12 protein-coding genes are annotated in these 12,871 nt (G+C 50.7%); 10 read left to right on the top strand and 2 right to left on the bottom strand.

The features are described 5' to 3' along the window. Positions 1 to 6 precede the first annotated feature (6 nt). From AB1I67_RS08190 to AB1I67_RS08210, 5 genes are all read left to right on the top strand, one after another. Positions 7 to 1,887, top strand: coding sequence for an aryl-sulfate sulfotransferase (locus tag AB1I67_RS08190; protein WP_367029401.1), 1,881 nt, complete (start codon positions 7 to 9; stop codon positions 1,885 to 1,887). A 121-nt stretch (positions 1,888 to 2,008) separates the two neighbouring features. Then, positions 2,009 to 3,040 carry an anaerobic sulfite reductase subunit AsrA gene (gene asrA, locus AB1I67_RS08195; protein WP_367029402.1) on the top strand — a complete coding sequence of 344 codons (1,032 nt, stop codon included), beginning with the start codon at positions 2,009 to 2,011 and terminating at the stop codon, positions 3,038 to 3,040. Positions 3,041 to 3,058: 18 nt separating this feature from the next. Beyond that, positions 3,059 to 3,850, top strand: a complete 792-nt coding sequence (asrB, locus tag AB1I67_RS08200; RefSeq protein ID WP_367029403.1) for an anaerobic sulfite reductase subunit AsrB — start codon at positions 3,059 to 3,061, stop codon at positions 3,848 to 3,850. Positions 3,851 to 3,862: 12 nt separating this feature from the next. After that, entirely contained in the window at positions 3,863 to 4,933 is a 1,071-nt protein-coding gene (gene asrC / locus AB1I67_RS08205) for a sulfite reductase subunit C (protein WP_367029404.1), read from the top strand. Positions 4,934 to 5,117: 184 nt separating this feature from the next. After that, positions 5,118 to 5,801, top strand: coding sequence for a GntR family transcriptional regulator (locus AB1I67_RS08210; RefSeq protein WP_367029405.1), 684 nt, complete (start codon positions 5,118 to 5,120; stop codon positions 5,799 to 5,801). 60 nt (positions 5,802 to 5,861) lie between these two features. Here the strand turns inward: AB1I67_RS08210 and AB1I67_RS08215 are convergent, their stop codons facing one another. After that, the gene (locus tag AB1I67_RS08215; protein ID WP_367029406.1) at positions 5,862 to 6,881 is read right to left on the bottom strand and encodes a zinc-binding alcohol dehydrogenase family protein; all 1,020 of its coding nucleotides are present in this window, start codon (positions 6,879 to 6,881) and stop codon (positions 5,862 to 5,864) included. Positions 6,882 to 6,892: 11 nt separating this feature from the next. Then, positions 6,893 to 7,912: a zinc-binding alcohol dehydrogenase family protein gene (locus AB1I67_RS08220; RefSeq protein ID WP_367029407.1), complete on the bottom strand. Its 1,020-nt coding sequence runs from the start codon at positions 7,910 to 7,912 to the stop codon at positions 6,893 to 6,895. Positions 7,913 to 8,177: 265 nt separating this feature from the next. On the opposite strand from AB1I67_RS08220, the gene AB1I67_RS08225 reads away from it, so the two are divergent. The 5 genes from AB1I67_RS08225 to AB1I67_RS08245 all read left to right on the top strand — a co-directional run bounded on the left by AB1I67_RS08225 (position 8,178) and on the right by AB1I67_RS08245 (position 12,840). Continuing rightward, positions 8,178 to 9,251: a TRAP transporter substrate-binding protein gene (locus tag AB1I67_RS08225; RefSeq protein WP_367029408.1), complete on the top strand. Its 1,074-nt coding sequence runs from the start codon at positions 8,178 to 8,180 to the stop codon at positions 9,249 to 9,251. Positions 9,252 to 9,326: 75 nt separating this feature from the next. After that, the gene (locus AB1I67_RS08230) at positions 9,327 to 9,815 is read left to right on the top strand and encodes a TRAP transporter small permease subunit (RefSeq protein WP_367029409.1); all 489 of its coding nucleotides are present in this window, start codon (positions 9,327 to 9,329) and stop codon (positions 9,813 to 9,815) included. Between the two features lie 4 nt (positions 9,816 to 9,819). Continuing rightward, positions 9,820 to 11,100, top strand: a complete 1,281-nt coding sequence (locus tag AB1I67_RS08235) for a TRAP transporter large permease (RefSeq protein WP_367029410.1) — start codon at positions 9,820 to 9,822, stop codon at positions 11,098 to 11,100. A 194-nt stretch (positions 11,101 to 11,294) separates the two neighbouring features. Further along, on the top strand, positions 11,295 to 11,600 hold the full coding sequence (locus tag AB1I67_RS08240) for a PTS sugar transporter subunit IIB (RefSeq protein ID WP_367029411.1): 306 nt from the start codon (positions 11,295 to 11,297) through the stop codon (positions 11,598 to 11,600). Between the two features lie 10 nt (positions 11,601 to 11,610). Continuing rightward, a complete protein-coding gene (locus AB1I67_RS08245) occupies positions 11,611 to 12,840 on the top strand; it encodes a PTS transporter subunit EIIC (protein WP_367029412.1) in 1,230 nt (409 codons plus the stop codon). The last annotated feature ends 31 nt before the right edge of the window (positions 12,841 to 12,871 follow it).

The raw sequence follows: 12,871 nt of genomic DNA on the forward strand, positions 1-12,871 counted from the left end.
GCCGATATGCCAGCATTATTTAAGAAAGTTGAACACATTATTGACCAGCAGTATGAGGCAGAACAGAAGTTTCTGGCTGAGTACAGGGCAGGGGACTATACGATCGAGAATCCATATGTGATCCTGAATCCGTATCTGACTGCACCGCTGACCGCACTGGTCATGTTCAAAGCCCCCCGGACCACCTTTGCAAAGGTGACGGTAAAGGGTAAAGAAGCTGCCGGTGACCATATGTACCGTCCCGCGACAGACGGAAGGGATATGGTGATCCCGGTATATGGACTGTATGATGATTATGCAAACCAGGTTGTGATCGAGCTGGGGACCGGTGAGACGAAGACGCTCACCATCCAGACCGATAAAGCGCCTGAGAAACTGAAAAAACCAACCCTGATCGAGACCACTCCGGAGTACATGGAAGATTTTGTGATCCTGGTCAGCCCGACGTCCCCGGCGTTTTCTGCAGCGTATGACTATGCAGGAGATGCTCGCTGGTACACCACTCTGAACCTGGCCTTCGACGCAAAGCGCCTGAAGAACGGACGTATGATCGTGGGTACCGACCGCCTGGTTGCTCCGCCGTATCATGTAACCGGACTTTATGAGATGGGTATGATCGGTAAGATCTATAAAGAGTACCGTATCCCGGGCGGATATCATCATGATGAGTGGGAGATGGAAAATGGGGATCTGCTGATCCTGACCCAGGATCTGCCGAGAGGTACCGTTGAGGATGCCTGTGTCATGGTTGACAGAAAGACCGGCGAGATCATCAAGACCTGGGATCACCAGGACGTCCTTCCGGTATATCCGGTGGGCGGTTCCGGAAGCCAGGACGCACACGACTGGTTCCACAACAACGCGGTATGGTATGACAAGAAGACCAACTCCCTGACGTTCTCCGGACGTCATCAGGATATCATCATCAACCGTGATTTTGAGACCGGGAAGCTGAACTGGATCATCGGTGATCCGGAGGGCTGGCCGGAGGATATGCAGAAGTATTTCTTCAAGCCTGTGGGCGATGGAGAGTTCGACTGGCAGTATGAGCAGCATGCCTGCATGATCCTGCCGAACGGTGATGTGATGTGCTTTGACAATGGTCACTGGCGTTCTAAAGTGAAAGAGAACTACGTTCCGGCGAAAGACAATTTCTCCCGCGGCGTTATCTATCACATTGACACGGACAATATGACGATTGAGCAGGTATGGCAGTACGGCAAGGAGCGGGGCGCGGAGTTCTTCTCTACCTACATCTGCAACTGTGAGTACTACGGAGAAGGCCATTACATGGTACATTCCGGCGGACAGGGCAAGATGCACGGCGAGACCTTAGACCGTCCGGGCGCATCGATCGCAGGTACTGAGGATGAAAAGTATCTGGAACTGAATTCCACCACCGTTGAGCTGAAAGACGATGTGAAGATGTTTGAGATGCAGATCCCGGCCAACTATTACCGTGCAGAGAAGCTCCGCCTTTACGATGAGAGCGATGTGGTGACGTTTGGCAAGGGCGAGCGCCTGGGGACCCTTGGGGTTACTGAGGAGTTCATGACCGAAGCTCCGGCAGAGCCGGCGGGCATGGTGCCGGATTCTTACAAGGCCAAATTCGCACAGGAGGCAGACCGCTTCGTATTTAAGGCAAGCTTTGAAAAGGGAACACTGGTCATGCTGAACTTAGAGGGTCAGAACGGTTCACCGGACCGCCACTATTTTGTTCCAACCACCAAGAGGCCATTCCTTGCCATGTGTGTAGGTACATTCCTGGACCATGATGAGCGGGCCGTTGAGTTCCCGGTCAGCACCGATGAGATTCCGGGGGACTACAAGGTTACACTTACGATCGATGATAAAAAATATGATACAGGGGTCGAGTTACACGTATAAATGTAATGATTCAGCCGTGTATCAGAACGGTCAGGCAGTTGCAGCATGACCTGATCAGGCTGTATACGGCTGAATGGTTATGTATTATAAATGACACAGGAGTGAAAAGGAGGAATATCACATGAGTTACAAAATAAGCTTCCAGGAGACGGACAAAATCTTTGCAAAGCTTCAGGAAGAATACGAGATCTGGGCGCCGAAGCGCCTCGCAGGCAAGGGCAGATATTCCGACACGGACATCATCCGCTATGAGAAGGTGAATTCCGTGGAGGAGATCGAGTACAAGGAGAAATCCGACTTCCCGGCAAAGGAAGTATTAAGCCCGATCACCCAGTCCCTGTTCTACTTTACCGAGGACGAGTTCCTGGAGAGCAAGGCGAGAGACAAAAAGCTGCTGATCTTCATGCGTCCCTGCGATATCAATGCACAGCATCATCAGGAGAAGATCTACCTGGGCAACGGCGGTTTTGAGGATGTTTACTATCGCCGGATGCATGACAAGGTGAAGATCGTCATGATGGAATGCGCCACCGGATGGGACACCTGCTTCTGCGTGAGCATGGGCTCCAACAAGAGCGACGACTACGCGATGGCAGTGCGTTTTGGCGAAGGCGAACTGAGCGTTGAGGTAAAGGACGAGGCATTTGCACCTCTGTTTGAAGGCGCGGCTGACTGCGATTTCAAGCCGGAGTTTGTGGAGGAGAACGAGCTGAAAGTGACCGTTCCGGAGATCCCGAACAAGGAAGTCTTAAATAAGTTAAAGACTCATCCGATGTGGAATGAGTACAACAAGCGCTGCATTTCCTGCGGGGCATGTACCGTTGCCTGCAGCACCTGTACCTGTTTTACAACCACCGATATTATCTACAACGAGAATGCCAATGTAGGTGAGAGAAAGAGAACCACCGCATCCTGCCAGGTAGCCGGATTCAGTGATATGGCAGGCGGCGCAAGCTACCGCAATACCGCGGCAGACCGTATGCGCTACAAAGTATTACATAAATTCCACGACTACAAGGCACGTTTCAAAGATTTCGATATGTGTGTAGGCTGCGGCCGCTGCATCAGCAGATGTCCGGAATTCATCTCTATCGTTGCAACTGTAGATAAGATGGCAAAAGCAATCGACGAGATTGTGGCTGAGAATAACTAGGGAAAGGTGGAAAAACAAATGGAAAATATTTTGAAGCCCACAGCAAGCAAGATTCTTGAGGTGAGAAAAGAGAGCCTCCATGAATGGACCTTTAGAGTAGAGACAGATATCAAACCGGCATATGGACAGTTCTTCCAGTTGTCCATCCCGAAGGTTGGCGAGGCACCGATCTCTGTCAGCAACTTTGGCGATGGCTGGATGGAGTTCACGATCCGTTCTGTTGGTAAAGTAACGGATGTAATCTTCACAAAGCAGGCAGGAGACACCCTGTTCATCCGCGGCGCTTATGGCAAGGGCTGGCCGGTTGAGCAGTTTAAAGACAAGCACGTGGTAGTGATCACCGGCGGAACCGGACTGGCTCCGGTTAAGAGCATGCTCAACATGTTCTATGACAACCCGGATTATACCAAGAGCGTTACCCTGATCAGTGGTTTTAAGAACGAGGAAGGCATCATCTTCCACTCCGATCTGGACCGTTGGAAAGAGAGATTTACCACCTGGTATGCTCTCGACAGGGATCAGAAAGAGGGCTGGAACACCGGTTTTGTAACCGAGTTCGTTTCCAAAGTTCCTTACTCTGAGTTTGGCGAGGACTATGCGGTTGTGATCGTTGGGCCGCCGCCAATGATGAAGTTCACCGGCATTGAGTGCGTGAAGAACGGCGTGCCGGAGGAGAAGATCTGGATGTCCTTCGAGAGAAAGATGTCCTGCGCAGTTGGTAAATGCGGACACTGCCGTATAGACGAAGTGTATGTATGTCTGGATGGCCCGGTGTTCAACTATACAGTAGCTAAAAATCTTGTCGATTAAGGAGTGGAGAGTATGAATCACGATATTGATATCAAGAAAGTTCGTATAAATTGTTATAGACAATCTAAAGTTCCGGGAGAATTCATGCTTCAGCTCCGTGTACCGGGTGCGCTGATCGAGGCGAAGCATCTGAACATGGTTGCAGAGATCTGCGACAGATGGGGCAACGGCACCTTCCATATGGGTACCAGACAGACCCTCAATATTCCGGGAATCAAGTATGAGAATATTGACGCTATTAACAAATTCATCAAGGGCTACATCCATGACATTGACACCGAGATGTGTAATGTAGATATGGAGACCATTGCAGGTGAGAAGGCGGAGTACGATCCGGAGAAGGGTTATCCGACCATCGGAGCCAGAAACATCATGTCCTGTATCGGTAATGCACACTGCATCAAGGGCAACATCAACACCTATGAGCTGGCAAGAAAGATCGAGAAGCTGATCTTCCCGTCCCACTACCATATCAAGGTTGCTGTTGCAGGCTGCCCGAACGACTGTGTTAAGGCTAACTTCAACGATTTTGGTGTTATGGGTATCAACAAGCAGGTTTACGAGATCGACCGCTGTATCGGCTGCGGCTGCTGCGTAGAGGCATGTGAGCATCATGCAACCGGCGTACTGACCCTGAATGCCAACGGCAAGATCGACAAGGATACCTGCTGCTGCGTAGGCTGCGGCGAGTGTTCCTTAGTCTGCCCGACCGGCGCCTGGAGCAGAGGCAAGAAGCTGTACCGCGTAACTCTGGGCGGACGTACCGGCAAGCAGAATCCGCGTGCAGGCAAGCTGTTCCTCAACTGGGTAACTGAGGATGTTGTGCTTGGCATGTTTGCCAACTGGCAGAAGTTCTCCGCATGGGCTCTGGACTACAAGCCGGAGTACTTACATGGCGGACATCTGATCGACCGTGTGGGCTACAAGGCATTCGTTAAGCAGATCTTCGAGGGCGTTGAGTTCAACCCGGAAGCAAAGATGGCAGACGACATCTACTGGGCAGAGAACGAGCAGAGAGGCAATATGCACGTTATGCCGCTGTCCCAGCATAAGCATGCTGGTCCGCAGGAGGCTGCGAAATAAGATTTCAGGACAATTGTAATATAGAAACAGGGTGTGTCAGATTGCTGCAATATCAATTGCAGGTAATGGGGCATGCCCTGTTTTCTTTTGGACTTTCTTCCTGTTATAGAAAATTTATTGGACAGTAGTTGTTTCCAATGGTAGAATAGTAGACAGTGGATCAAATTAAAGTTTGGGGGATAACATGAAGTTACCGGAGAAACATCCATTGGAGAATGCCCGGAGCTATGCGCTGCGGGTACTGCTGGACAATATCATCAATCTTGAACTGGCCCCGGGAAGTGCGGTCAGTGAGAAAGAACTGTCACTTCAGATGAATCTTTCCAGGACTCCTGTACGTGAAGCGCTGATTGAACTTAGCAAGCTGAAACTGGTAGAGATCCTGCCGCAGAGAGGCAGCTATATTACCAAGATTGATTATAATCTGATCGAGGAGACCCGCTTTATGCGCATGGTCCTTGAGAATGCTGTGGTGGAGCTGGCCTGTTCGCAGGGCATGGAGGAGCAGTACCTGGAGAGCATGAAGGAGAATCTGGTGCAGCAGCAGGTTCATTTGATGTCTACGGATAATGCGTTGCTGCTGAAGCTGGACAATGATTTTCACAGGATCATCTTCCAATCGGTCAACAAGATGGGGATCTATGAAGTGATCCGACAGCAGATGGTACATGCCGACCGGCTTCGTTCCTTGACGATCAAGCTTATTCAGAATGAGATCGTGACGAATGATCACGAGAATATATTTTATGCCCTTAAGCGGCGTGACGGAGAATTGGCGAAGATGATCATGACCCGCCATCTGACCCGCTATGAGGATGAGAAAAGCGAAGTGTACCGGAATTATCCGGACTATTTTGTAACGGATTGATGAAATATGTAAAATGCTCTGCAGTGTAAGTTGCTGCAGAGCATTTTATTTGGAACTCCTTTAATCCATGGTTACAACGACTTTCATATAGCTGCCCGGATTTTTATCAATATCACGGACGGTCTCCGGAGCTTCCTCCAGGGAGATGGTCTTTGTAAGAAGCTTGAGGATATCGATTTTTTTGTTGTAGATCAGGTCGATAGCCTCCTCGAATTCCCCGGCGCTTGTACGCGCACCCCGGATATCTACCTCCTTGCGGGTGATCGCATCGGTGGGCAGCGGTGTTTCTGTCTTGGGCCAGCCGGTCAGCGTGATGCGTCCTGCATGGCTTGCCAGATCGAGGGTTGAGCGGATCGCGGAGTTGGCTCCGCTGCACTCCATTACCTGTTGTGCCATAACGCCTCCGGTGATCTCACGGACGCGGGCGACAGGATCTTCTGCACCGGAATGGATGGTGTATTCAATGCCCAGGCTTTTGGCGAAATCAAGACGCTCCGGTACCAGGTCAATGAGGATCGCATGTGCGCCGTAGGCTTGCGCGATCATACCGGCTAACAGGCCGATCGGGCCGGCTCCAATGATGGCGCAATATTCCCCTCCTGTTAAGCTGCCCCGGTGGATGCCGTGGAGAGATATGGTCAGCGGCTCTGCCATGGAAGCGGAAACCCAGTCCATATCATCCGGCATTTTGATCAGCATTTCCTCGGGGTGGGTGAAATACTCCGCCATGCCGCCGTCTACGTGAACGCCAAGAACGTGAAGATCCGTACAGCAGTTGGTGCGTCCGATCCCGCAGGCATAGCAGTGGCCGCAGTACAGATAGGGATCTACAATGACCTTATCGCCGGCTTTTAAGCCCTTTGGATTGTTTTCTGAAATTTCCTCCACAATCCCCGCAAGTTCATGGCCGATGATGCGGGGATAGGATACCAGCGTGTTCGTGCCGCGGAAGGCTCCAATGTCGCTTCCGCAGATGCCTGCGGAACAGATCCGTATAAGTGCCTCGCCGGGTTTTGGAACTGGTTTTGGAAGCTCGATACAGGAAACTTCTCCCGGTTTTGATAAATTGATTGCTTTCATAATAAACCTCCTTATTCAAATGTAAGTACAATTTTGCGGATGGACGGGTCATGGCTGTCAACAAAGTCAAATGCCTTCTGCGCGTCAGCCAGCGGAAAGGTGTGAGAGATGGAGCCTGACAGGTCTAACCTGCCTTCGCAGATCAGCTCGATCGCACGCCCAAACATCTGATTCTGCAGCCGGGAACCGCGCACATCCAGTTCTTTGGATGTGATCAGAAACTGATTTATTTCTGTGGGTGCCGTGGAAAAACCCATAGTCATGACCCTTCCCGCATTTCCGGTGATCTTTAAAAGGCTCATAAGGGAATCTTTGGTGCAGGCGGCATCGATGGATACGGTTGCGCCATGGCCGCCGGTATACTCTTTGATCTTTGCATCCAAATCCTCCTTCAGTACATTGATGGTGTGTTTTGCACCGTTTTGCTTAGCGGCTTCCAGCTTGTCATCCAGGATGTCGGTCACTATGATATGGTCGCACATCAGGCGGGCGATCTTTAAAATGGAACTGCCCAGAGCGCCTGCGCCGTAGATCACCAGCATATCATCTCTGCTCAGCTCTGCGCGGGTGCAGGACTGGATGCCTATGGTGGTCGGTTCGATCATAACGGCGTCTTCATCTGATATATTGCCGGGAAGGACGTAGCAGTCTGATTCGGGAACAGCAATATATTCCTGATAGCCTCCGTCGATATGTACGCCCCGTACGGCAAGGCGATCACATACGTTGCCGCGGCCGATGCTGCAGGGGTAACAGTGTCCGCAGCTTGTGACCTGATTGACGATGACTCGGTCGCCTTTCTTTAAATGATGTACATTGCTGCCCACATCAGCGACCCGTCCAACCATCTCGTGCCCGATGATCCGCGGGTAGGTGGCGGCAGCATTCGTTCCGTGATAGATGCCGACGTCAGAACCGCAGATCCCGGCCGCTGTCATTTTAATGAGCACATTGTTGCGGGAATCTATGACTGGTATCTTCGCGTCGAGCACCTTTATCACTCCTGGTGCAAAAACTTGTACAGCTTTCATGTCGATTTCACTCCTTGATTTGTTGAAAATTTACTAAATGCTACAGAACTACCATACCAGTATCCTAGTGATTTGGCTTTGAAATGTCAAGCAAATGTTGCGACGAAACGAAAAAATGTGAGATATACACAAAATTTTGGTGTAAATTTATGAAAAATTACAGATTGATAAAATTTAACTTTTATACTACCATACTAGTAGCGAGCGAAATGCTTTCGATGTGATGTTGTAAAACTATTTTAAGAGAAACGAGGAGGATCATGTGATGAGAAAGATCAAAAAACTGGCAGCACTTGGAATCGCCGCAGCGCTTACAGCAGGAACCCTGGCGGGCTGCGGAGGCGGTAAAGCGGCAGAAACCAGGGCTGAGGCCGCAGCTCCGGCAGGCGGAAATGGGGCGGCTCCCGCAGAGAACAGCGGAGAAAAGATAGAACTTGTTGTCGGGCATATCAATGCGGAGGACCACACCTGGCATCAGATGGCGCTGAAGTTTAAAGAACTGGTTGAAGAGAGATCCGGCGGACAGGTGACAGTGACCATTTATCCCAACTCCCAGTTGGGAACTGAGATTGAGACTATTCAGTCAGCCATCGCAGGCAGAGGGGATTGTGATATCGTATTTACAGGAGAGTCCATGCAGACCTACGCGGAGGAGCTGGGCATCATCGGTATGCCTTATGCGATCACCAGCGATGAGCATATGAAGGCAGTTCTGGAAGGGGATGTGGGAAAAGAGCTGGATGAGCTGATGCTGAAAGCAGGGCTGAGAAATCTTGGGGCGGTCACCCGCGGACCCCGTAACATTACTTCTAATAAGGTGATCAAAAGCCCGGCTGATCTACAGGGGTTTATCATCCGTACACCGGAATCCAAGATGACGATGGCTGCGTTTGAGGCCATGGGTGCCAAGCCGACGCCTATGGCATTTTCAGAGATTTTTACTTCTCTGCAGCAGGGGGTCATCCACGGGCAGGAGAATCCGTTAGCTAACATTTATGATGCATCCCTGTACGAGGTTCAGGACTATGTGATCTCTACGGAGCATCTGAGAGCGTGGGTATATTTTGCGATTTCTGAGGCAAGGTTTAGTTCTTTCCCGGCGGACATCCAGACACTTATTTCTGAGGCAGCAACTGAAGCGATCGCATATGAACATGAATTGTTCCTTGAAAACGAGGCTGAGCTTCGCAGCAGGTTAGAAGAGAAGGGAATGGAATTTATCGAGGTGGATCAGGCGCCGTTTAAGGAAAAAGCAGTTGCAGGAGTACTTGCGGTACTGTCTGACAAACAGAAGGCGATCTACGACAAGATCGCGGCAGCAGACCCGGCAGCAAATTGACTGAGTTGACAAACGGACGGGTGTCGGCAAACCATTCGTGGAATGCCGGCACTTTTCCGGATTATGGAGGCAGAGATGAAGAAAATAATTTATGGCTATAAAATGCTTATGACCTATCTGGGAATCCTGGGACTGGCGGGATTTATCGCCTGCGTACTGATCCAGGTCATAAGCCGGACATTTCTCCCGACAGCTCCCAACTGGACGGAGGAGGGCGCCCGCTTCCTGTTTATCTATATGGTAGCGTTTGCGGGGAATGCGGCTGTGATATCGGATGAGTATGTCGGTGTGGATCTGCTGCTTGAAGCGCTGCCGGCATCGGCCTGTAAGGGCATCCGTCTGGTCACACAGCTTGCGCTTTGCGCATTTTCTGCATTTGTATTTTATAATTGTGTCATTGGACCTGACGGTCTCCTGGCTGTGACGCCGCCGGCTATGGTTTCGACGGCGCTGGAACTTCCGATGAAAAATATTTACTTTGCACTTGTGATCCTGTTCGGATGCTATGTGATCAGTTATCTGTTCCGCATTTATCTGATGTTTACGAAGAAAGAGGAGGTGTAGAGACATGGTGGCGCTGTTGTTTATTACGTTTGTTATCTGCCTGGCGCTGGGAGTGCCGGTGGCGTTCAGCCTTGGGATCTCCTCGCTGGTGTATTTTATTGGGGAAAATATGTCCCTCTACATGTTTGCGCAGAGATTTTTTGCAGGATTGAATTCCTTTACGCTGCTTTGTATACCAGGATTTGTTTTTGCGGGGAGCCTGATGAACCAGGGCGGCATCACAGAACGGCTGATCGGGTTCTGCAATAAGATCGTAGGCCATATCACCGGAGGCCTTGCGATCGCCAATGTGGGGGCGTCCATGCTGTTTGCGGGGATCTCGGGAACGGCTCTGGCCGATACGGTCAGTGTCGGCGGCGTTTTGATCCCGGCCATGAAAAAAGAAGGCTATGACGCTGATTTCTCCTGTGCAGTTACGGCGGCATCCTCCTGCATTGGACCTATCATTCCACCGTCCGTGCCGATGATCATGGCGGCGACCATGACCAGCCTTTCTGTATCCAAGATGTTTATAGCAGGCATGGTTCCCGGTGTTTTAATGGGAGTAGGCATGATCGCAGTGTCCTACATCATCTCGAAAAAGCGCAATTATCCGAAAGCGGAGCGCCGTTCCAGCCTGAAGGAGATCCTGGTTTCGGCAAAAGAATCTTTCTTTGCGATCATGATGACGGTCATTATCCTGCTGGGGATCATCGGAGGCATGGTAACGCCCACTGAGGCATCGATCATTGCGGTGGTTTATGGAATCCTGGTTGGATTTTTTGTCTATAAGGAGTTGACGGTCAAACGCCTGATCGAGAGCATGAAAAGTACCGTGGTTTCCAGCGCGGCTATCATGGTGTTAGTGGGGCTTGCCAACGTATTTGCCTACATATTGACGAAAGAACAGATCCCTCAGATGGTGGCAGATATGATGCTTTCCATGACGACCAATAAATATATCATCCTGTTGATGGTAAACCTGCTGTTGATCTTTGTGGGTATGTTCATGGAGACGATCGCAGCGATCCTGATCCTGTTCCCGGTGCTCCTCAATCTGGTCGTGGCGGTTGGCGTCGATCCGATCCAGTTCGGCGTCATCTGTGTGCTCAATCTGGTTTTGGGGCTTTGTACCCCGCCGGTAGGCGTGTGCCTGTTTGCAGCTACCAATATTGGGGAGACAAAGCTTACGGGGGTGATCAAAGAATTGACACCCTATCTTATCAGTAACTTTACGGTATTGCTGCTGGTGACCTATGTGCCGTTTTTGACTACGGGAATCGCAAACCTGATCATGGGGGCGTAGTTTCAGTTTATCATGAAATGAAAAGAGAATACGTCTGTAAGCTCGGTATGGCTTACAGACGTATTTTTGTTTTTGGGGTAAGGATTTTTTTGCACCCTTTTCAGTGAAATCAGAGATTTGTCACCGTCCGCTTTTTCCAATATACTAAAATCATCAAAACTTAATGCATTAGGGAAATGGAGAGGAGAAGCTGTATGAAGAATATTTTGCTTGCCTGCGGTGCAGGCGCTTCCAGCGGATTTATCGCGCAGAAGATGAGGAAAGCCGCACAGAAACAGGGGCTGGAGATCAGCATCCGGGCGGTCAGCGACACGGAGATCATGGAGAACATCGACGGGGTGGGCGTACTGCTCATCGGCCCTCATCTCAAGCATAAATTTGCGGAGATCGAGGAGGAAGTCGGAGGCTTTGGCGTAAAAGCGGCAATCATTGACCGGAAATTTTACGCGACACTGGATGGGGAATCGGTGCTTAAACTGGCGCTGGGGTTGATGGAATAGGAGGAACGGTATGGAAAAGTTTATGAACTGGATGGGCGATGTGGTTGCCCCGAAGATGGAGGAGCTGACGGGAAATGCGTGGCTCTCCGCGATGCAGAAAGCGATCATTAAGACACTGCCTATGGTACTGGTAGGCTCTCTGATCACCATTTACAACGTTCTCAGGAACTTTATCCCGGCGCTGCCGGTGCTCACGGCATTGAGGGATTATACCTTTGGGCTGATCTCGCTGTTCATGGTATTTTTGATCCCCTACTATGTGCTGGAATTAAAAAAGAACAACAAGATGAAGCTGATCGCCGGGTTCACCGGAGTAGCCTTATTCATGATCCTGGTTAATCCGGAGATCACCGATGGGGGATATGTATACCAGTTCTCGGCCTTTGGCGCAGGCGGCATGTTTGTTGCGATCGTGGCCGGTCTGTTTACGGCGTTTATCATGAACCTGTATGCAAAGTTTACATTTTTCAAAGAGGATTCTGTGATCCCGGACTTTGTGAAAGAGTGGTTTGACTCCATGCTTCCGATCGCCACGGTGGTGCTGATCGGCTGGCTGGTGGTGATCCAGCTTCACTTTGACATGTACGCGTTTATCGTGAATTTCTTTTCACCGTTAAACAATATTGCCCAGTCCCTGCCGGGCATGATCCTGCTGTATCTGATCCCCACGATCCTGTATTCCATGGGTATCAGCGGATGGGTGTTCCAGCCGATCTTAAACCCGATCGCTCTGGTGGCGATCACGGCCAATGCGGACGCGCTGGCGGCTGGTTTGAGCGCTTCCCAGCCATTTACCAACGAGGCTGTCTATGCATGGCTGAGCCTGGGCGGGCGGGGCGCAACACTGCCTTTGTCCATTATGCTTTTGTTCGCTGCATCGAAACAGCTTAAGGCGCTGGGGAAAGCGTCGATCGTCCCGAGCCTCTTAAATATCAATGAGCCGGTGGTGTTCGGCTGTGTGGCCTGGAATCCGCTTTTGATGATTCCGATGTGGATCACGGCGATCGTGCTTCCGGTCATTACCTGGTTGGCGCAGGTAACTGGACTGGTGGCGATCCCGGTGGAGGTGTTTAACATGTGGTACTGCCCGGTGTTCATCAGTTCCTGGCTGGTGAACCACAGCCTGTCCGGGCTGGTGCTGACTGTGATCAACCTGGCAGTTGCAACGGCGATCTTCTTCCCGTTCTTCAAGATCTATGACAGGCAGCAGCTTAAGCTGGAGCAGGAAGAAGCAGAGTGACAATTGAGTGATTATGAGGGAAAATAAGGAG

The sequence above is a fragment of the Clostridium sp. AN503 genome, from assembly GCF_040719375.1.
Classification (GTDB): domain Bacteria; phylum Bacillota; class Clostridia; order Lachnospirales; family Lachnospiraceae; genus Brotaphodocola.